The organism is Paracoccus haeundaensis, from assembly GCF_006239215.1.
Taxonomy (GTDB): Bacteria; Pseudomonadota; Alphaproteobacteria; order Rhodobacterales; family Rhodobacteraceae; genus Paracoccus; species Paracoccus marcusii.
Map to the genome: position 1 here is coordinate 103,841 of NZ_VDDC01000016.1, position 20,055 is coordinate 123,895.

Annotated in this window: 16 protein-coding genes; 8 read left to right on the forward strand and 8 right to left on the reverse strand. The window is 63.6% G+C overall.

Annotation, left to right across the window (positions count from 1 at the left end; genetic code table 11):
• Positions 1–70 precede the first annotated feature (70 nt).
• From FHD67_RS10615 to FHD67_RS10630, 4 genes are all read right to left on the reverse strand, one after another.
• Positions 71–2,251 carry a TRAP transporter permease gene (locus tag FHD67_RS10615; RefSeq protein WP_139598681.1) on the reverse strand — a complete coding sequence of 727 codons (2,181 nt, stop codon included), beginning with the start codon at positions 2,249–2,251 and terminating at the stop codon, positions 71–73.
• 107 nt (positions 2,252–2,358) lie between these two features.
• Positions 2,359–3,333 carry a TAXI family TRAP transporter solute-binding subunit gene (locus FHD67_RS10620; protein ID WP_045982785.1) on the reverse strand — a complete coding sequence of 325 codons (975 nt, stop codon included), beginning with the start codon at positions 3,331–3,333 and terminating at the stop codon, positions 2,359–2,361.
• Positions 3,334–3,526: 193 nt separating this feature from the next.
• A complete protein-coding gene (locus FHD67_RS10625; protein ID WP_139598682.1) occupies positions 3,527–4,882 on the reverse strand; it encodes a sigma-54-dependent transcriptional regulator in 1,356 nt (451 codons plus the stop codon).
• The gene (locus FHD67_RS10630) at positions 4,879–6,699 is read right to left on the reverse strand and encodes a sensor histidine kinase (RefSeq protein WP_218062298.1); all 1,821 of its coding nucleotides are present in this window, start codon (positions 6,697–6,699) and stop codon (positions 4,879–4,881) included. Before FHD67_RS10630 ends, FHD67_RS10625 begins: the two co-directional genes overlap by 4 nt.
• Positions 6,700–7,176: 477 nt before the next feature.
• On the opposite strand from FHD67_RS10630, the gene FHD67_RS10635 reads away from it, so the two are divergent.
• The 6 genes from FHD67_RS10635 to FHD67_RS21185 all read left to right on the forward strand — a co-directional run bounded on the left by FHD67_RS10635 (position 7,177) and on the right by FHD67_RS21185 (position 10,714).
• Positions 7,177–8,346: a DUF6361 family protein gene (locus FHD67_RS10635; protein ID WP_052715225.1), complete on the forward strand. Its 1,170-nt coding sequence runs from the start codon at positions 7,177–7,179 to the stop codon at positions 8,344–8,346.
• Positions 8,343–9,041 (forward strand): hypothetical protein, encoded by a 699-nt coding sequence (locus tag FHD67_RS10640; RefSeq protein WP_046000827.1) that lies wholly within the window; start codon positions 8,343–8,345, stop codon positions 9,039–9,041. The genes FHD67_RS10635 and FHD67_RS10640 overlap by 4 nt, the downstream gene beginning before the upstream one ends.
• Positions 9,014–9,385 (forward strand): hypothetical protein, encoded by a 372-nt coding sequence (locus FHD67_RS10645; RefSeq protein WP_176695102.1) that lies wholly within the window; start codon positions 9,014–9,016, stop codon positions 9,383–9,385. Before FHD67_RS10640 ends, FHD67_RS10645 begins: the two co-directional genes overlap by 28 nt.
• Position 9,386: 1 nt before the next feature.
• Positions 9,387–9,572 (forward strand): type I restriction-modification system subunit M N-terminal domain-containing protein, encoded by a 186-nt coding sequence (locus tag FHD67_RS20695; protein ID WP_064503555.1) that lies wholly within the window; start codon positions 9,387–9,389, stop codon positions 9,570–9,572.
• 71 nt (positions 9,573–9,643) lie between these two features.
• The gene (locus FHD67_RS20700) at positions 9,644–9,994 is read left to right on the forward strand and encodes an N-6 DNA methylase (RefSeq protein WP_064503556.1); all 351 of its coding nucleotides are present in this window, start codon (positions 9,644–9,646) and stop codon (positions 9,992–9,994) included.
• Positions 9,995–10,126: 132 nt separating this feature from the next.
• Positions 10,127–10,714: a tyrosine-type recombinase/integrase gene (locus tag FHD67_RS21185; protein WP_139598684.1), complete on the forward strand. Its 588-nt coding sequence runs from the start codon at positions 10,127–10,129 to the stop codon at positions 10,712–10,714.
• Positions 10,715–11,204: 490 nt separating this feature from the next.
• On the opposite strand, the gene cynS is transcribed toward FHD67_RS21185, so the two are convergent.
• From cynS to FHD67_RS10675, 4 genes are read right to left on the reverse strand one after another with little or no spacing between them, the layout of a single operon-like run.
• Entirely contained in the window at positions 11,205–11,675 is a 471-nt protein-coding gene (cynS, locus tag FHD67_RS10660) for a cyanase (RefSeq protein WP_046000456.1), read from the reverse strand.
• A 25-nt stretch (positions 11,676–11,700) separates the two neighbouring features.
• Entirely contained in the window at positions 11,701–12,597 is an 897-nt protein-coding gene (locus FHD67_RS10665) for an ABC transporter ATP-binding protein (RefSeq protein WP_046000457.1), read from the reverse strand.
• Between the two features lie 12 nt (positions 12,598–12,609).
• Complete coding sequence (gene ntrB, locus FHD67_RS10670; RefSeq protein WP_046000458.1) at positions 12,610–13,446, reverse strand: nitrate ABC transporter permease; 837 nt, start codon at positions 13,444–13,446, stop codon at positions 12,610–12,612.
• Positions 13,443–14,816: a CmpA/NrtA family ABC transporter substrate-binding protein gene (locus FHD67_RS10675; RefSeq protein ID WP_046000459.1), complete on the reverse strand. Its 1,374-nt coding sequence runs from the start codon at positions 14,814–14,816 to the stop codon at positions 13,443–13,445. The genes ntrB and FHD67_RS10675 overlap by 4 nt, the downstream gene beginning before the upstream one ends.
• Before the next feature lie 202 nt (positions 14,817–15,018).
• On the opposite strand from FHD67_RS10675, the gene FHD67_RS10680 reads away from it, so the two are divergent.
• Both FHD67_RS10680 and FHD67_RS10685 read left to right on the forward strand, forming a co-directional pair.
• Positions 15,019–16,857, forward strand: coding sequence for a sigma 54-interacting transcriptional regulator (locus FHD67_RS10680; protein ID WP_139598685.1), 1,839 nt, complete (start codon positions 15,019–15,021; stop codon positions 16,855–16,857).
• Positions 16,858–17,540: 683 nt separating this feature from the next.
• Positions 17,541–19,799, forward strand: coding sequence for an AAA family ATPase (locus FHD67_RS10685; RefSeq protein ID WP_139598686.1), 2,259 nt, complete (start codon positions 17,541–17,543; stop codon positions 19,797–19,799).
• Positions 19,800–20,055 lie beyond the last annotated feature (256 nt).

Below are 20,055 nucleotides of genomic sequence, written 5' to 3' on the forward strand. Positions count from 1 at the left end.
AGTGCTGGACGCACAGGTGACCTGGCCACCATGACCGCTGCGGCCCCGATCCGGGGGCCGCAGCCTTGTTTCAGTCGGCGCGGCCATGCGTCAGGGTCGTGGGCGTCACCATCCGGCGCTGCCAGAGGAACAGCGCGGCGGCCACGGACAGGCCGAGGAGGTCGGTCACCCAGCCCACGGCGATCATCGACAGCGCGGCCCCGATCAGCACCAGACGCACCACCATCGACGCGTGCCCGAAGTAGTAGCCGATCACCCCCGCCGACAGCAGGAACATGCCCAGCAGCGCAGTCGCGGTCGCATGGATGATGTCGATCCATTCGCCCTGCATCAGCAGCTCGTGAGAGCCGAAGAACATGAAGGGCACGATGAAGGCCGCAAGGCCCAGGCGGAAGGCCTCGACGCTGGTCTTCATCGGGTCGGACCCGGACAGGGCCGCCCCCGCATAGGCGGCCAGAGCCACCGGCGGCGTGATGGCCGACATCACCGCATAGTAGAAGACGAAGAAATGCGCCACCAGCACCGGCACCCCAAGGGCGATCAGCCCCGGCGCCACGACGGCGGCGGCGACCGCATAGGCGGCGGTGGTGGGCATGCCCATCCCCAGGATGATCGAGATGCACATCGCAAAGAACATCGCCAGATACTGGTTCTGATCCGCGATCGACAGAAGCAGCGATGAGAACCGCGCCCCCACCCCGGTCAGCGCGATGACGCCCACGATGATGCCCGCCGCGGCGCAGACCGCGACCATCTGGATGGTCATCTTGGCGCCCATGTCCAGCGCGTTGAAAATCTGGCGCGGGCCCATGCGGTGCGGCGTCAGCCAGCTGACCATCGCCGCCGCGGCCATGCCCATCGCGCCCGCCCGGATCACGGAATAGCCCGCGAACAGCGTATAGATCAGGATGATGATCGGCAGGAACAGATAGACCTGGCGGATCAGCACCTTGAACTGCGGTAGTTCGGACCGGGGCAGGCCCTTCATGTCCAGCTTGAGCGCCTGGAGGTCGACCATGAAGTAGACCGACACGAAATACAGCAGCGCCGGGATGATCGCGGCGATGACGATGTCGGTATAGGGGATGCCCGTGACCTCGGCCATGATGAAGGCGCCCGCGCCCATGATCGGCGGCAGGATCTGCCCGCCCGAGGAGGCCGTGGCCTCGATCGCGGCCGAGGATTTCGGCGAATAGCCGACCTTTTTCATTAGCGGGATGGTCAGCGAGCCGGTGGACACCACGTTGCCCGCCGAGGTGCCGTTGATCATGCCCATCAGACCCGATGCAAAGACCGCGACCTTGGCCGGACCGCCCCGCGCCTGACCGGCGCAGGCAAAGGCGAAGTTCACGAAGTAATCACCCACCTTCGACGCCTGCAGGAAGGCTGCGAAGACGATGAACAGGATGATATAGGTCGAACTGACCGCGATCGGGTCGCCCAGGATGCCCTGGTCGGTGAAGATGTAGGTGAAGAACCGCGTCGCCGTATAGCCGCGATGGTTCAGAAAGCCCGGCAGCCACGGCCCCAGGAAGCTGTAGCCGATGAAGACCGCGACGATGATCACCAGCGCGAGGCCCGTCAGGCGGCGCGTCAGCTCCAGGATCAGCATGACCCCGGTGACCGCGGCCCACAGATCGCCCGGCTGCGCCATCGCCGTGCCCGCCCGCATGCGCAGCGCGCCCACGACGAACAGGATGTAGCCCAGGACCGCGATCGAGGCCAGGCACAGGATCAGGTCGCCCGGATAGATCCGCGACCGGTCCCGCGACGAATAGAGCCAGCCCGCGACGATGGCCGCGCCCGTGCCGATGGCCAGCGGCAGGCCATAGGTGCGGAACCCGAAGGCCGGCGGCATCGCCACCCCGGCCAGCCACCAGGCGCCCCAGGCATAGGCGATGACCGCCAGCCCATAGCCCACGCCCAGGGCCGCCACGCCCAGCAGGGCCCGTTCGGCCATGCCGCGGCGTGCGGGGGCGGTGGCGGTGTCGCTGCGCTGCGTCAGCGCGGAATAGGTCAGGAAGCCGATGATCAGGCCGCCGCAGACATGCATCATGCGGTAGGTCCAGGTCTCCAGCGGATAGACGACCATGACGAACAGGTGGAACAACGTATAGGCGGCGCAGAGGACCGCGATCAGCACACCCGTTCCGGCGCGGGGGTCGCGCTGGTTGGGGGCCATCGGTTCGTCATCGACGCCCTGCGCGATGACGGGTCCGGTCCCTGCCACAGATGCAGCATCAACTGACATGAGGGGTCTCCGTCGGCAAGGACCGCGCGGACGGGGTCCGGGCAGTCGGTCCGATCATGGGGGAAAAGGGAAAGGGATCCGGGGGCCGCAGCCCCCGGAGAATGCGCTCAGCCGCGCAGTTCGGCCGGGATTTCGACCCCGACCTCGTCGAAGTAACGCACGGCGCCCGGATGGTAGGGCAGGAAGGTGTTCTTGTCGACGTTCTCGGGCAGGGTCTCGGCGGCGGTGGCGTGGATCTGCATCATCGCCTCGTTGCCTTCCATCACCAGCTTGGTGATCTCATAGGCCAGGCTTTCGGGCATGTCCTGATGGGCGACGGCAAAGTTCCACATGGCGACCGTGCCATGCCCCTCGGGGAAGCCCTGATACATGCCGCCGGGCACCTCGAAGGCGGCCACTTCGGGCATCGCCTCGAGGATCTGCGCGCGCTGCTCTTCGGTGAAGCCGAAGATGTTGACCGGGTTCTCGGCCGCGATCTGGGCAAAGGCGCTGATCGGCACGCCGGCCGCAAAGGCGAAGGCGTCGATCAGGCCGTCCTTGACCTGGCTCGTGGCGTCGTTGGCCCCGGCATAGCTGATGGTCGCGTCGACGCCCAGCACCTCGAAGAAGCGCGGCCAATAGGTGGCGGCGGTGCCGCCCGCCGGTCCGACCGAGACGCGCTTGCCCGCCATGTCGGTGACGTCCGCGATGCCCGACGACTGCAGCGCCACGGCCTCGAACGGGGTCTGATACATGGGGAACAGGGCGCGCAGGGCCTTGTGCTCGACCCCCGGCGCCAGTTCGCTGTTGCCGGTCCAGGCCTCGTAGGCGGGGCCCATGGTGACCAGGCCGATCTGGTGGTCGCCGGTCTCGACCAGGGTAGCGTTCTGCACCGGGCCGCCGGTGACCTCGCCCGAGGCGTTCAGGTCCAGGTTCTGGCTGATCAGTCCGGCCAGACCGGTGCCATAGATGAAATAGGTGCCGCCCTGGCTGGCGGTACCGATGGTCAGGCTGCTGGGCCAGTCGGCGCGGTCATCCTGGGCAAAGGCGGGCGACAGGCTGAAGGTGGCCGCGACGGTCGCGGCGACGGTCATGAAACGCATGAAAATCCTCCCAGATTTTTCCGGGGCCGCACGTCTTGCGCGTGGCGGCCCAACAAAGCCCCTTCAGCTAGGCCGTGCCATGCCGTGCACGCAATGCCGCCATGCGCCGGGCGCGCGGGAAAAGCGCCGCCAAGTCGCGGCGATGGGTGGATTCGGTAACATCGGCGTCATCGCGTGGGTGGAAATCCCCCCATCACAGGTCGGGATCGTCGCCCGCATCGACGTAATGCGTCTTGTCGATCATGTATTTCTGCATCTTTTCGTAAAGCGACTTCCGCGACAGGCCAAGCGATTCATAGACCGGCTTCAGCCGCCCGCCATGCGCGGCCAGGGTCGCCACGATCACGTCGCGTTCAAAGGCCGCGACCCGGTGGGCCAGGCGCTGCTGTTCGGGGCTGCGATCCTCGGCCGGCTGTAGGGCGATGCCCAGGGCGTGGCGGTCGGCGGCGTTGCGCAATTCGCGGACATTGCCGGGCCAGGCGCGTTCGGCGATCTCGGCCAGCAGGGCGGGGGGCACGGCCACGGCGGCACGGCGGTGGCGGGCGGCTGCCTCCTGCACCAGCTTGATGAACAGAAGCTGGATGTCCTCGCGCCGCGCGGACAGCGGCGGCATGGTCAGCGTCACCACGTTCAGCCGGTACAGCAGATCGGCGCGGAACCGCCCCGCCGCGACCTCCTCCTCCAGCGGCTGGCGCGAGGTCGCGATGAAGCGCACGTCCAGCGCCCGCCCCTCATCCGCGCCCAGGGGGAACATCACCCGGTCCTGGACCACGCGCAGCAGCTTGCCCTGCACGTCCAGGGGCATCGAGCCGATCTCGTCCAGCAGGATGGTGCCACCGCGGGCATGTTCGAACTTGCCGTAACGCGGGCGCAGGGCGCCGGGAAAGGCGCCCGCCTCATGGCCGAACAGTTCCGATTCGATCAGCGACGCGGGCAGCGCGGCGCAGTCGATGGCGATGAAGGGCCGCCCCGCGCGCGGCGACAGGTCGTGCAGGGCACGCGCCACGACCTCCTTGCCGGTGCCGGTCTCTCCGACGATCAGCACGTCGGCCTCGGTCGGGCCGATCGTGCGCAGGCGGCGGCGCAGGTCGATCATCACGTTGGACCGCCCGACCAGCCGCGTCTCCAGGTCGTCGGCCTGCCCCGCCGCCGCCCGCAGCACGCGGTTCTCCAGCACGACCCGGCGGTAATCCATCGCGCGGGACGCGATCTCGGCCAACTGCGTGCTGTCGAATGGCTTTTCGACGAAATCATAGGCCCCCTCGCGCATCGCCCGCACGGCCAGCTGGATGTCGCCATGCCCGGTCACCAGGATCACCGGGATGTCCACGTCGATCTCGCGGATGCGGCTCATCAGGGTCAGGCCGTCCATGCCCGGCATGCGGATGTCGGTCACCACAATGCCGCCGAAACCGAACCCCACGCGGTCCAGCGCGGATTGCGCATCGGAGGCCTCCTCGACCTCGAACCCCTCCAGCTCCAGAGCCTGGGCGGTGGACAGGCGCATGTCGGGCTCGTCATCGACCAGCAGGATGCGGCCCGCGATCATGGCGCGATCTCGGGCAGGTCGATGCGGAAGGCCGCACCGCGGTCGCAGGGAAGGATGCGCAATTCGCCTCCGAAATCCTTGATGATATTGAAAGAGATCGACAGCCCCAGCCCCAGCCCGCTGCCCACCCCCTTTGTCGAGAAGAACGGATCGAAGATGCGATCCTCCACCCCCTGTGCGATGCCGGGACCATTGTCGCTGACGGTCAGCAGGACGCGCCCGTCCGTCCGCCGCCCCTCAATGCGGATCGCGCTGTCGGCCCGGCCGTCCAGCGCGTCCAGCGCATTGGCGACCAGGTTCACCACCACCTGCTGGAACCGCACCGGCCCCGCCCGCACCCGCAACGGCCCCGGCGGCATGTCCACGACCAGCGCGACGGGCTGGCGGTCGATGCGCCAGGCGATCACCTCCAGCGCGTCGCGCAGCACGTCATGCAGGTCCACGTCGGACAGCTGGGCATTGGGCTTGCGGGCAAAGTTGCGCAGGGTGCGGCCGATCTCGGTCATGCGATCGGTCAGCGACAGGATGCGCGTCAGGTTCAGACGGGCATCGGCGGCCCGGTCGCGGTCCAGATAGGTCACTGCATTGGCGGCAAAGTTGCGCACCGCGCCCAAAGGCTGGTTCAGCTCATGCGATAGGGCCGCCGACATCTGCCCCAGGGCGGCCAGCTTGGCCGATTGCACCAGATGGCGCTGCGTGCGGCGCAGCTCGGCCTCGGTGGCGCGACGTTCCGTGACCTCGGCGCCAAGGCGGGCGTTCAGTTGCGCCAACTCGGCCGTGCGGGCGGCAACGCGCCCTTCCAGCTGGGCCTGGGCCTCGGCTTGGATCGACAGGCGTTCGCGCAGGCGTGCCCGGCGCTGCGCCCAGGCGGTCAGCAGCGCCACCCCCACGCCCAGGATCATCAGCGCCGCCAGCGTCCCGATCAGCGCCTGCCGCCGGGCGGGCGCTGTGTCCAGCAGCACATGCACGGTCCAGTCGGCCTCGGGCATGGCCTCGGAGACGGTCAGGAACTCGCGCCGCGTCTCGGGCAGCTCCAGCCGTCGGATGTCATGACCTGCGGCCTCGCCCGCCACGCGCAGGGGCAGCATCAGCAACGGTTCGTCATCATAGCGCCGGGTGGCGGCGATGCGCGCCCGCGTCCGGGGCGTCAGCGGCGCGATCGAGCGGAACTGCCAGTCGCGGCGGCTGGCCAGAAAGACGATCCCCTCGCCGTCGGTCACGATCATCTCGTATTCGGCGGCACGCCAGCTGTCCTCGATCGCATCCATGTCGACCTTCAGCACCAGCACGCCGACGATCCGCCCCCGGTCCCTGAGCGCCCGGCCAAAGTAATACCCCCGCTTGCCCGAGGTCGTCCCAAGCGCCGAGAACCGCCCCTGCCCCCCAGCCAGCGCATCGGTGAAATAAGGGCGATAGTCGAACCGTTCGCCCACGAAGCTGAACGCCTGATCGAAGTTGCTGGCGGCCACGGTCATGCCGTCAGGTGCCATGACATAGGCATCCGACAGCCCCATCAGCCGTGCCAGATGACGCAGATAGAGGTTCGCCGCGGCCAACCGCACCGGATCCGCATCCGGCGCCAGCGCGCGCACCAGAACGGGATTCCGGTCCATGAGGTCGGGCAGCCGCTCGTATCGCGCCAGCTCTCCGCGAAGGCCCGACACGGCAAGCCGCAGGATGTTCTCTCCCTGCGGCACCGTCGCGACGATATAGTATCGCGCCAGAAGGACGTTTCCGCCGATGGCCACGGCAAGACAAAGCGTCATGACCACCAGCACGACCCAGATGCGCCGTGCATTGCCCGACCTGCCGATCACAGAGCGCGGCCCATCCTCCCGTCGCATCGGATACCCGCCCCCCTTGTCCCGACCGCCATCACACCATGAAATCAGCTGATGGTTCAACCGCTCAGGGACCTATAGCAATGCTCTGCTCGCCGCTTGTTCCGCAGGATATGGAAGAAAGTGTCCATCGACCCTGTTACACAAATCGGCTTATGGTCGGAGTCCCTTTTCCCGGACGGACTTATCCTACGGCCTCGGTTATGGGTATGCCGAGCGCAGCGTCGCCGTTTATAACGGCGGTGCGGACCTGGACTTCTGAGGTGCCCCCTGAAAGCTGGGCACTGACGTAAGCTCTGTTTTTGCTGTCTGCAGATCTTCATCACGAAGGAGATCGACGATGTCGAGACGAAAGCGGCACGCCCCTGAGTTCGAGGCGAAGGTGGCACTTGAGGCGCTGAAAGGCGAGGGGACCGTGTCGGAGCTGGCGAGCCGGTTGGGCGTGCAGACGCCATGCGCGAGGCGCGCAAGTTCATGAACGCAGATCAAAAAGGTGTCCGTGACGAAATTGGCTTCTTGATCATCCATCAACGCTATGCCGACCGCTTTTTTCCTGGCACCTCGGTCCTGCACACCCGGCTGCGCTACGTCCTGTTCGTGCCTTGGCTCTACAAAGATGAACAAGGGAAGCCGTCAAAGGGACAGCAGACCCAAGACAGTGTGAAGCACCGCGAATATCTGCTTACTGGGCGGCTGAAGAATGAGCCGTTCGGCGTCATCGGCATCCGAAACTACCCCTCACCTGTCGAGCAGCGTCCCAGCCAGGTATATTGGGGGGCGCTGCAACGCTGGGGCATCGTGCGTGAGCAGGACGGATCAGGGCCGCTCAGCCGCTATCAGGTCGAACGCATCATCTCTGGTAAAGCCAGCGGCCCGCTGAAGGACGACGAGGGTACGTTGCTGAACGGTATGTCTTGGCCTTTTGCGTGCCCCGAACCCCCCGGAGAATGGTATCAGGAGGGGGAAGGCACGCTCAGCTTCGATCTCACCCCAAAAGAGAAGAAGTTCCTGGCGAAGCGGCTGCGGAGCCTCACTTCGCCAAAGAACCCGGGGGCACCGTCGATCTTCTCGCTCTTGGTCGGGCAAGACGTGTCATCGAGCCGGACCGCATGGAGCCCCCAGATCCGCGACCTCGTCAAAAGCGAGCGGCCAGCGCTCGAACGCGCGGGGCGAGCTGCCGCGCTGGCTGCAATTGGCCGTGCTGTCTATGCTGCGCAGGGCCAGACGCTATGCGACACGCTAGACGGTAGCAAGCGCTCCTCGACCCAACGCGACGCGCTGCCGAAGGTTCTGAAGCAATGGGGGGCGCAGGCAGAGCGGCTCGACTGGACGGCTTTTCTTGATGACATGCAGGACAAGAGTGAATTCTCGCCTGTCGTCTCAGTAGCGCTGGGAAATACATTGTCGTGGATCCGAGCCGGGCATAGCGATCCAATGCGGCTCGAGGCAGTGTACCGTGATGCAGAAATTCATCGGAAGGGCCGCCGTGCGCGGCTGTCGCGCAATCAGTTCGGCCTCGACCTGCGGGCCGACTGGGACAATGATCATCACCCGCGCGGCGAGCCGCTCCACTATCGATGGGACCGGGTGCAGATGTTACTCAGCGATCTCGTGGGCGAATGAAGAAGACACCAGAAGATTTCCCAGGGCAGGCGTTTCTCGAACTGCTGCGACCGCCAAAGCTCACGCGTACGCGATTCGCACTGTTTGCCGCCTATTCAGCCGATCCAATCGTACTGGGTGGCGCGCTCCTCAACCTGCATGCGCGCGGCCGCGACAATGCCGGTGGGAACAAAGCAGACTTTGCCGGCGCAATTGAGACGCTGCGCCACCGAGTTCGGTTCATCGTCCAGCGCGGACGCATTCATCGCGGTTCCAAGCTTCCCCGGATCGCGGCGGTACTCGACCAATTTGTGGTAGAAATACCCTATCGCGAGCGCTCAAACAGCTGGCACCCGAAGGCCGCGCTGATTTGCTACGAGGACGAGAAGTCATACCGTTTCTGGCGCCTATGGATAGGCAGCCGCAACCTCACGACCAGCCGGGACCTCGATCTCGGCCTAATGCTCGACGGCGAAAGCCGCCGGCGCAGGGGAAGCCAGGCGATCAGCGGCATCGACGCGCTTGGTACAGCCTTGGCGCGGGAGGCCGGCCTCGCCGATCTTAATCCTGACGACCTAGCGGCTGAGCTAGAGACGGTTCGGTGGATGGCGCCGGAGGGCATCCATGTGGACAGCATAGATCTCTGGACGCGCGACGGAGAGCCGGTACCGCCGCTCGACAGGCCGAAGTGTCGCAAGATCGTGGTCCTGAACTAAACCACAAGGTGCCCTGTGGCCTTGGCAACCTTCTCAAGAACCACGCCTTCGATCTCGGCTCGGACGATCCGCCGGTGATCGTGGAGTGCAAATGCCAGACTTGGACCGTCAGCGGCGGCATCCCCAGTGCTAAGATGAAGAACTGGGCCGAAGCAATGTTCTATTTCCACATGGCACCGCCTCAATACCGCAAGATCTTTTTCGTCGAACGCAGCCTGCGCCTTGGACGCGATGAATCCTTGCTGGCCTATTTCCGTCGCACACAGGCGCACATGATCCCGGCTGATGTCGAGCTATGGGAACTGGACCGCGACAGCGACACCCTACTCATTTACGAGGATTAATATGAGCACCGCCTCCATCGTCTCCAAAGTCTGGAGCTTCTGCACGACGCTGCGCGACGATGGGGTCGGCTACGGCGACTATCTGGAGCAGCTAACCTATCTGATCTTCCTGAAAATGGCGGATACGGCAAGCCGCCATATCACCGCGATGTCGGCATCCCCGCTGGCTATGACTGGACCAGCCTGACCTTTCGCAAGGGGGCCGAGCAGGAGGCCCATTACATCGCCCTGCTACGAAAGTTGGGCGAGCAAAAGGGTATGCTGGGCCAGATCTTCACCAAGGCGCAGAACAAGATCACCGACCCGGCCAAGCTGTTCCGCCTGATCGACATGGTGGATGGTGAGAAGTGGGTGATGCTGGACGCCGACGTCAAAGGCGACATCTATGAGGGGCTGCTAGAGCGCAACGCCGAGGACACAAAATCCGGCGCCGGCCAGTATTTCACCCCGCGCGCGTTGATGTTGATTGTCTCAGCTCTCTGTATTGCAGCCCTCGTTCCCCTGCTCATCGTGATCCCGCTTGACGTGTATTGGGACAAGAGGATGCGGCGGGCATTTCATCGCTGGCGCCTTGCTGCGAAAACGATCGGTCAGCAGCCTAAGAGCTAATCCGCTTTGGACGAGCCCACCGCTACAAGGCGATCCAAACTCTTTACAGAACATACATTTCGTAAAGAGTTGGCGCTGACAGAATGAACCAGACCGCATGTTCTCTTGACCTGAGCGGATCAGTCAAACGTTATGTCCACACGGCGAAATGTCAAAAGTGATGCAAATGCGGCCGCCGATGCCCATGAGCGCGGTCGGGACTATCTAGGCCTTGCTCAGATCGATAAGCTTCTCGCATGCGCCAAGGCTGGCCGGCACGGCGCTCGGGATCATCTGCTTATCCTGATGATGTTCCGGCACGGGCTGCGGGTTTCCGAAGCAATTGCCATACACCGGGATCATATCGATTTGGCGCAGTCCCGCCTATGGGTGCCGCGGCTAAAACGCGGGCTGAGCGTCGAGCACCCCGTCGAGGGAGACGAACTACGGGCGATCCGACGCTGGCTCGGCCAACGTGACGACTTTCTGCCTTGGCTGTTCGTTTCGGAACGGCGGCAGCCGCTTACCCGGCAGGCCGTAAACTATATCCTCGCGGCGGCTGGAGAACGGGCCGGTCTCGGTCATATCCATCCCCACATGCTGCGCCATTCCTGCGGTTTCGCGCTCGCCAATCGCGGATACGACCTACGACTCATTCAGGACTATCTTGGCCACCGTGATCCAAGGCACACAGCGCGGTATACGCGAACAGCCGTTAGCCGGTTCAATGGGCTATGGTGAGGGCCAAGCAACAGGGACAAAGCGAGAATGGGCGGATAGCGGCCTGTTGGTCGTGCAGCGCACAGCCTCCCGTATGACTTGGAAGCAGCCGCTTGTCAGTGCCGCAGCTTTAGTCGCAGCGCGATCAACCTGAGGCGGAGAGCCGACTGACAATTGTGAAGCATTGCTGCTAAGAGGCGCCTAAAGAGACGTCAAGACAGACGCGTCCTGTTTGAGGCCTGCCGGTTCACACTTGTCGCAGGACAAAGTATCCGACCATGGCTTCGTCGTACTCCTGAACTGCAGTCGTTCCAGCGCGGCGTTATTGCCGCGCTCAGGGGCATGGACCAACTTCACTAGATCGACGAAGCCCAGGCCAAGCGGGGTCAGTCGATATCCACCGCCGGCGAAATCTCCCAGCCGGCGATCAGACGTCGAGTATCATCGCAGGATCCGCTTCATCCAAAACGTCGGCGGAGCAGCCGAAGCTCTCGACCGCTCCGCCCCGATCTCACCAAGCGTTGTAGCCGAGATACTTGCCCGACATCTCCAGCTTCACGCGGTCGCCCTTGGGGTTGGGCTCACGGGTCAGGTGCATCTCGAAATCGATCGCGGACATGATGCCGGTGCCGAACTTCTCCTCGATCAGCGCCTTGATGGTCGGGCCGTAGACCCCGACGATCTCATAGAGGCGATAGAGGCAGGGGTCGGTCGGGACCGCCTGGCTCCAGATCTTGGTGGGCGGCTCGGACAGCAGCTCGGCCGCGCCGGGGTCTAGATCCAGCACCTTCGCCAGCGCCTGGGCCTTTTCCGCCGGAAAGGCGTTCATGCCCATGGCGGCGGAATGGGTGAAGACGGGGGACATGCCGATGGCCTCGGCCAGGGCCTCCCAGGTCATGCCGGCGGCCTTGCGGGCGGCCAGGATCTGGGCGGTCACGTCCTCGCGGGTCAGGGCGGTCGGCAGGTGGGTTTGGTCTTTCATGATGGTCTCCTTCTTGAAAATGGGGTCAGGGATGGACGGCGCGGAGGCGCGCCGGCTCGGGGGCGCCGGGTCCGGTCAGGTCGATGCGGACGGTTTCGGGGGATTGCGGCCGCCCCTTGGAGGGGGCGCCCGACAGCTCTTTCGAGCGCTTGCCGAGGAACTGCACCAAATGGTTGCGGATCGGGTAGTAGTTCGGGTGCTCGATGATGCCCGTCCGCTCGCGCGGGCGCGGGATGGTGATCTCGACCGATTCCGCGACGCGGGCGTAGGGGCCGTTCGACATCAGAAGGATGCGGTCGGCCAGAAGGATCGCCTCGTCGATGTCATGGGTGATCATGAAGACGGTCTGCCCCGTGCCAGACCAGATCTTCAGCAGCTCGTCCTGGATCGTGCCGCGGGTGAGCGCGTCCAGCGCGCCGAAGGGCTCGTCCAGCAATAGCAGCTTCGGATGATTGGCGAAGGCCCGCGCGATGGAGACGCGCTGGCGCATCCCGCCCGAAAGCTGCTTTGGCTTGCGGTCGATGGCCTCGCCCTTGAGGCCTACCATCGCCAAGTATTCCCGCGCCCGCTCGTCGATGCGCGCGCGGCTCCAGTCCGGGTGCCGGGCCCGCACGCCGAAGCGGACATTGCCGAGCGCGGAAAGCCAAGGCAGCAGCGAGTAGTTCTGGAACACCACGCCCCGGTCGAGGCTGGGGCCGCTGACCTCGCTGCCGTCCATGGCAACGACGCCCGAGGTCGGCTCGGCCAGCCCCGCCAGGATGTTCATGATCGTAGACTTGCCGCAGCCGGAATGGCCGAGGATGCAGACGAACTCGCCGCGTTCGATGCCGAAGCTGGCATCCTCGAAGACGGTCACCTGACCCCCCTTGCCGTCAGGAAAGCGTTGGGTCAGGCGCTCGATGCTGAGAAAGGGTTTGGTCATGATGTGCTCCTGTCACTCGGCATAGGCCAGACGCCGGCTCAAGAGCCCGAAGGCGCTGTCCAGGATCATGCCGACGATACCGATCATGAGGATCGAGAAGATGACCGAGGCCAAGTCCAGGTTGTTCCACTCGTTCCAGACGTAATATCCGATGCCGGTTCCGCCCACGAGCATCTCGGCCGCGACGATGACCAGCCAGGCGATGCCGATGGAAATGCGCATGCCCGTGATGATGGTCGGCGCGGCAGCGGGCAGGATCACCGTCATCGCGGTGCGCAGCGCGCCCAGCTCATGCGTGCGGGCGACGTTCACCCAGTCCTGCCGGACGCCTGCGACCCCGAAGGCGGTGTTCAGCAGCATCGGCCAGATCGAGCAGATGAAGATCACGAAGATCGCGCTCGCCTCGCTGTCCTGGATCACGAACAGCGCCAGGGGCATCCAGGCGAGGGGCGAGATCGGCCGCAGCACCTGGATGAAGGGGTTCAGAGCCTTGTAGGCGACAGGCGACATGCCGATCAGGAAGCCGAGCGGGATCGCCAAGGCCGCCGCGAGGCCGTATCCGGTCAGCACGCGGCCGAGCGAATGGGCCAGCTGGATGCCAATGCCCTTGTCGTTCGGCCCCGCATCGTAGAACGGGTTGCTCAGCTGCTCCCACGCCTTGGCAGCGACCTGCGAAGGGGCCGGGATGCCTGCGCGCGCACTGCCGCCGCCCATCAGGCGCTCGTATTCGGTCAATTCGCCCGCGGCTTGCTGGGCGGGGATCGAGACCTCCCACGCGATGAGTCCGACCGCCAGGATCAGCAGCGACAGGAGGGCCGCCTTGCCGTTCTGCGACAGGGTCCCGCTCATGCGCCACGTCCGATCTGGAAACTGGACAGGTAGCCCTCGGGATCGGCGGGGTCGAAGACCTTGCCCATGATCTCATGCGTCCGGTAGCCCTCGGCCGGGGCGTCATAGCCCAGCTCGCGCATCACCGCCCGCGCATCCGAGGCGAGATAGACTTGCTCGGCGATGCTGCGATAGTCGATGTCGCCATCGACATAGCCCCACCGCTTCATCTGGGTCAGGATCCAGACGCCCATCGACTGCCAGGGGAACGGATCGAAGTCGATCCGGTTCGGCTCTTGCCGGACATTGCCGAGGCCGTCAGCGAAGGTGCCGGTCAGCACCTGCTCGATCACCGGCACCGGCTGGTTGAGGTAGTTCGTCGGCGCGATGGCCTCGGCGATCTCGGTCCGATGCGCGGGGTCCGAGGCATATTGCGTCGCGTCGATGATCGCCCGCAGCAGCGCGCCGTAGGTGTTCGGCATCTCGGTGGCGAAACGCGCCGAGGCGGCGAAGGCGCAGCAGGGATGGCCCTCCCAGATATCCTTGGTCAGCAGGTGGATGAAGCCCAGCCCCTCCCAGACCGCGCGCTGGTTGAAGGGATCGGGCGAGAGGAACCCGTCGAGGTTCCCCGCCCGCAGGTTTGCCACCATGTCCGGCGGCGGGACCACACGAATCTGGATGTCTTGATCCGGATCCAGCCCATGCTCGGCGACGTAGTAGCGCAGAAGGAAGTTGTGCATAGAGTATTCGAAGGGCACGCCGAAGGTCATGCCCTTCCATTGCTGCGGATCGCGCTTGTCCAGGTGCTGGTTCGCCAGCACGATCGCTTGGCCGTTGATGTTCTCGACCGCCGGCATGATGAAGGGCTGCGCGGTCGAGCCCGCGCCCATCGTCATCGCCAGCGGCATGGGCGTCAGCATGTGGCTGGCGTCGTATTCCCCCGACAGCGATTTGTCGCGGGCAACGGCCCAACCGGCGGTCTTGATCACCTCGACATTGAGGCCATAGCGCGAATAGAAGCCCATCGGCTCGGCCATGATGATCGGGGTTGCGCAGGTTATGGCGACGAAGCCGATGTTCAGGTCTGTCTTCTCCGGCGTGCCCAGTGTTTCCAGCACGGCCGCTTTGGCCTTGTCCAGCGGCAGGACCGACGCGAGAGCCGCCGCCACCGCCCCGCCGCCGACCATCCCCATGAAGGACCGCCGCGACACGTCGCTATGGCCGAAGACCGAGCGGACGAGCGCGCTTTCGACCGCGCGCTCGACCATCGCCTCGGTGGTGGCGGGCACGGCCGCGGCCGCTTCGGCCGTGCAGCCCTTGCATCCGCATCCCGCGCCATGCCGGAGGTCGGTCTTGGCGGAAAATGGATCTCCTAGTGCCTTGATCGTCATCCTGAGCCTCTCCTGTTGTTCTTTGGCCAAAGGATGCGACAGTCGGCAGGCGTATGTGAACAATGGGTATAAGCCGAGAGCAAAAAGATAAACCTATGATCCAAAGCGTCTTTTTCTTAATGCGTTCTCTCAGACATCTACGAAATATCGTTACCTACGATATTTCGTTTGACGCGAAGGTGGTGGTTCCGAAAGTTATGGCATGTGCCAGCGCCCTGATTCTCCACTGTCGGTCGCCGCTCCGGTGGCCATCCTCGACCTCGCCAGCGACCGGCTGACGTCGGCGAACGAGGCGGCGCGACGGCTCCTTTGCCTCCAGAGCCTGCCCCACCCTTTCGCGCCGCATCTGGGTGACGCGCTTCCCCGCTTCCTGGTCTTCCTCGACGAGATATCCCACCGCGGCAGCGCCTGGACGCGGGAGATTGCGGTAGCCGACTCGAACGGCCGGCCTCTGCGGCTCGAAATTCGCGCCAGCCTCGACAAAGGCACGCCGGGCCTTTTAACCATGATACTCCTCGATCTGGACGAGCTGGATCAGCGGGCCGAGGCGACCGAGGCGCAGCGCAACTTTCGCAACGGCCTTGGCGAATGGAAGCGCGCGCAGACCTTTTTTTCCGATCTGGAGCGGCAGAACCAACTGATCCTCAACGCCGCCGGCGAGGGAATCTACGGCGTCAACGCCGAGGGCAAGACGACCTTCCTGAACCGCGCCGCGCAGGAGATGCTGGGATGGACCGCCGCCGACCTTCTTGGCCGCGACATCCATTCCATGATCCACCACCACCACCTCGACGGGCGCAGCTATCCCGAACACGACTGCCCGATCTATCGCAGCTTCCGCTTCGAGCAGGTCCACCGGATCGAGGACGAGGTCTTCTGGCGCCGCGACGGCAAGCCGATCCGCGTCGAATACGTCTCGACCCCGATCTACGACCAGAAGGTCCTGGCCGGAGCCGTGGTGATCTTCCGCGACATCACCGAGCGCTACGAGAACGAGCGGCGGCTGCGCGAGGCCCTCGCAGAGGTCGCCGCCCTCCGCGACCGGCTCGAGCAGGAGAACGCCTATTTGCAGGAGACCATCACCTCCGAGCGCGCGCATCACGAGATCATCGGTGCCTCGGGCGCGGTGCAGCAGATCCTGACCCGCATCGCCCTGGTCGCCCCAACCGAGGCGCCGGTGACGATCACCGGCGAGCCTGGCACCGGCAAGTCTCTGGTGGCGACCGCGATCCACACGGCCAGCCGTCGCAGCCGCCGCGCGCTGATCCACCTGAAATGCAGCGCCCACGCCCCTGAGGCGCTGGAGATTGAGCTTTTCGGCCATATCCGATCCCATGCGCTTGGCACGCAGCGGGACCGGCCCGGCAAGCTGGAACTGGCGCATGGCGGCACGCTGTTTCTCGAGGATCTGGCCGAGCTGCCGCTGGACCTTCAGGGCCGCATTCTCGCCGCGCTTCAGGCGGGCGAGGTCACCCGGCTTGGTGATGCCCGCGCCCGGCCGCTGGACGCCCGAGTCGTCGTCGCGCTGTCCCGCCCGGTCGAGGCCGAGGTCGCCGCCGGGCGCCTGCGCGCCGATCTGGCGCTCTTCCTTAACGTCTTCCCGCTGCCCTGCCCGCCGTTGCGGGACCGGCGCGACGATATCCCCTTACTGGTCGATCACCTTTTGGCGGTGACCTGCCGCCGCATGAACCGGCAACGTCCCGTTGTGACCACGCGGGTGATGCAGCGCCTCATGGCCTATGACTGGCCCGGCAATGTCCGCGAGCTGCGCAACGTGATCGAGCGGGCGGTAATCCTGACCGCCGGCGGCAAGCTGGTTCTCGACCTCGGAGCGCCCGTGCCGGTGAGCGGCCCCAACAATCTCGTGCGGACCGAGGCCGAGATGCAGCAGGCGATCCGGCAAAACCTGATCGCGGCGCTGCGAGAGGCGCAGGGGCGCGTCTCGGGACCGCTCGGAGCGGCAGCCCTGCTCGGGCTCCCCCCCACCACGCTTGCCTCCCGCATGCAAAAGCTGGACATCAAGGATCACGACTGGGCGTAAGATCCAAAACTGGACCTTTACGTCAGGGTGTAGCAGCGCCTGGAAGCACTTGGACTGTGCTGGCGAGCAGTGGTTAAATGGAAAAGCAGCGCACGATGGCACCGTTTTACTCTGGTGGCACAGCGAGCCTGTTGCCATGATCGAACGGGAAATCTTCAGCATCCGGCGGTCCATGAATCGGGGAGTAGCTCAGATACGGAAGCCGCAGACACGGCCATTAGGTGCGCTAGATTCAGGAACGACGGCGACCGTGCCGAACCGCCTGCCAATGTTGTAGCATCGCAACCGCGCTATCGCTGAGAGCGGACGCTCGCTAGGACGAAAGGCAATGAACCCTACGGTCAACAGGATTGGCGGAGAGCGGCCTTTCGGCGGTGCGGCAAAACAAGACCTTTACGGTGCAGGAGCGGTCATTCGGCCTAAACGCAGCATCGACCCGCGCCCGATCCGCCGCGGAGGGGCGGTAAGCGGTCTATCGGCAGCGCCACATGCCTGCCGCAGATACTCTCGAAACCAGGCATTCATGCAGTGCGCAGTGAACAGTTGGGGCGTTTGCGAGTTCCTTGCGAAGCGATACCTGCATAGACCGCGATGCATGAGTTGCGGTATCGTCGAAATGAATCTCACCTACAAATTTCCAACACCATTCCGCGACAGGTGCTCGCGTAGAGCGCGGAGGGAAAGTGCTCACACATATCAAGAAGATCAAAAGCCTCGGCGTATTTGATAACTACGCCGCACCGCCGGAGCTTAAGGCATTCGACCGATTCAACATCGTTTACGGCGAGAATGGCTCAGGTAAGACAACCTTTTCACGGTTTCTCGCTTGCCTCCAGGCTGGGGAACATAGTGATTACCCGCACCTCGAATTTTATGTCGATACGCAATCCGGGCCGTTGAGCCATGGCCAGAGATACGCGAGGAATGTCCGCGTCTTCAACAGCGACTTTGTAGAGGCCAACATCGGTCGGTTTGAGGGTCCCCTTCGCCATATCCTGATCTTGGGCGAGGAGAACAAGTCCGTCGCAGAAGAGATCAAGGCAGAAATTGCATTGAGGGACGATCGCACCAAGCGGCTCCAAGATATCACTACTGCCGTCGCCAAGCTGGAAACCGAGCGGGGGAAAATTTTCTCATCCATAGCTAAGACCATCGGGGAGGCGACGAGCGGCTCAACCCTTCGCACCTATCGCAGGCCCGACGCCGAGAGAGCCTTCGCGAAGCTTACAAGTCCGAAATTACTCAGTAACGTCGAACTGGAGGTCCATCGCGCGACCGTCCGTCAAGTGCAATTGCCTGAGGTAGGCAAGCTCAATGTGCCCGGCATCGTCGAGCCCGGCACCGATAAGACTATCGGTCCGGTGGGTGCTGCTCAAGTGTTGGCGCAGCGTTGTAAAGCCCTCACGATACGCTCCGCTTCGTCTGCCGTAATCTCGCGCTTGGCCACTCATCCGATGATCGCCACCTGGGTGGAAGAAGGTATCGGCCTACACAAAACTCATGCTAGCGAGAATTGCGAGTTTTGTTCGCAACCATTACCGGCTGCCCGGCTTCAGGCGATTGCGGAGCACTTCAGCGTGGAGGATCAACAACTCAAGGCCGAGATCGACCAAGAGCGCGCATGGCTTTCCAGCGTGTTGGAAGCCCTCAAAGGGTTCACGTTACCGGATCGCCTCGCGCTATATTCCGAGCTTCGCGCTGATTACGACGCCGCCGCCAGGGTCTTCGCGACCGAGCTAGAATCTGTCAGGCAGCGAGTGCGCGTTGTCGATGCTGTATTGGTAGACAAGCTGACGCGACGAACCGAGGCCTATGACGCTAAGGTAGAGTCAGATGCGGAAGCCCTGAAAGCGGCCCTCATATCGATTGCCGATGTGATGCAAAGACACGACGCCAAAACCAAGGGCTTTGAACTTGAGAAACATGCGGCGAGAGATGAGATCGAGGCCCATTACCTCCTGACAATCCAAGAGCAGGTCGGTGAGACTGCCTCTAAGATCACCGCCAAAAAGGCCGAGGAAGAGCTTCTTGTGAATGGCGGCGATGGCTTGCCGGACAAGCGGAGCCTCGCTGATATCACGCTATCGATCACCAGTAAGCAGGCCCAGATCTCGAACGAGCACAAAGGTGGCGAAGAGCTGACCGCGCATCTGAAGCAGTTCCTCGGCCGCACCGATTTGGTCTTTGAGAACAGTAAGGACGGCTACGTCGTCCTGCGTCGAGGTAAACCCGCAAGGCGACTGAGCGAGGGAGAAAAGACAGCCATCGCATTCCTATACTTTCTCGTCCAACTGAAGGATCAGGATTTCGACCTAGCCGAAGGAGTTGTTGTCATCGACGACCCGATCTCCAGCCTTGATTCAGGCGCGATCTATCAGGCTTTTTCGTTTTTGAAAGTCACGGCACAGGGCGCCAAACAACTGTTCATCCTGACTCACAATTACGAGTTCTTACGGCTCGTGATCAACTGGTTCCAAAACCTCCCGGGCGCCCTCAAGAAGCAATGCTCTTACTCGATGGTGCTATGCTCCGAGACTGATGTGGGCCGCTCCGCGCGTCTTGTCCCCCTCGATCAGCTTCTGATCGACCATGCAACCGAATACCATTACTTGTTCAAGGTGCTCTACTCATTCCAAAGCGACGGCTTAATTTTGAGCTGCTACCACATTCCGAACGTCGCTCGGAAAGTCCTAGAAACCTTCCTAGATTTTCACATTCCGTCTAAGGACAAACTCTATCGAAAGCTCGAGAAGACCGACTTCGATCCCCACAAGAAAACCGCGATCCTCAAGTTCACCAATGACCTGTCGCACTTCACGGGTAAGGGCTTTGATCCAGCCTTGGTTGCCGAGACACAGAAGAATACGACCTACCTTCTAGAGATGATTAAGCACACCGCCCCCTTGCACTTCGCTGGGCTGGAGGCATTGACCAAGAGCTGACGGAAAGCCTGCGCGGCAGCTTCCGGGCTTGCGGCTACGCAGCATTGAATGAGCCTAAGCGGCGGCTATGGCCCGAGTGCGCGGATTGCAGTGGATGCCGGGCACCCCTTCAGTCTCAATAGGCGGCAGATCGACGTGAAGAGCCCCAAGTAGACAGCTGGGGAAAGCGATATTTGCAGCGGTAATCCTCCCCATCGTTAAGGGGGTTTATTCGTAGAATTTTCTCGTAGCGTGAGCTGAGGAGATTCGAATGAGA

Bases quoted from the DNA above. Each gene is read 5' to 3' on its own strand.
- FHD67_RS10615 (WP_139598681.1), bottom strand. From the start codon at position 2,251: ATGTCAGTTGATGCTGCATCTGTGGCAGGGACCGGACCCGTCATCGCG.
- FHD67_RS10620 (WP_045982785.1), bottom strand. From the start codon at position 3,333: ATGCGTTTCATGACCGTCGCCGCGACCGTCGCGGCCACCTTCAGCCTG.
- FHD67_RS10625 (WP_139598682.1), bottom strand. From the start codon at position 4,882: ATGATCGCGGGCCGCATCCTGCTGGTCGATGACGAGCCCGACATGCGC.
- FHD67_RS10635 (WP_052715225.1), top strand. From the start codon at position 7,177: ATGCGCGAGGCGCGCAAGTTCATGAACGCAGATCAAAAAGGTGTCCGT.
- FHD67_RS10640 (WP_046000827.1), top strand. From the start codon at position 8,343: ATGAAGAAGACACCAGAAGATTTCCCAGGGCAGGCGTTTCTCGAACTG.
- FHD67_RS20695 (WP_064503555.1), top strand. From the start codon at position 9,387: ATGAGCACCGCCTCCATCGTCTCCAAAGTCTGGAGCTTCTGCACGACG.
- FHD67_RS20700 (WP_064503556.1), top strand. From the start codon at position 9,644: ATGCTGGGCCAGATCTTCACCAAGGCGCAGAACAAGATCACCGACCCG.
- FHD67_RS21185 (WP_139598684.1), top strand. From the start codon at position 10,127: ATGTCCACACGGCGAAATGTCAAAAGTGATGCAAATGCGGCCGCCGAT.
- cynS (WP_046000456.1), bottom strand. From the start codon at position 11,675: ATGAAAGACCAAACCCACCTGCCGACCGCCCTGACCCGCGAGGACGTG.
- FHD67_RS10665 (WP_046000457.1), bottom strand. From the start codon at position 12,597: ATGACCAAACCCTTTCTCAGCATCGAGCGCCTGACCCAACGCTTTCCT.
- ntrB (WP_046000458.1), bottom strand. From the start codon at position 13,446: ATGAGCGGGACCCTGTCGCAGAACGGCAAGGCGGCCCTCCTGTCGCTG.
- FHD67_RS10675 (WP_046000459.1), bottom strand. From the start codon at position 14,816: ATGACGATCAAGGCACTAGGAGATCCATTTTCCGCCAAGACCGACCTC.
- FHD67_RS10680 (WP_139598685.1), top strand. From the start codon at position 15,019: ATGTGCCAGCGCCCTGATTCTCCACTGTCGGTCGCCGCTCCGGTGGCC.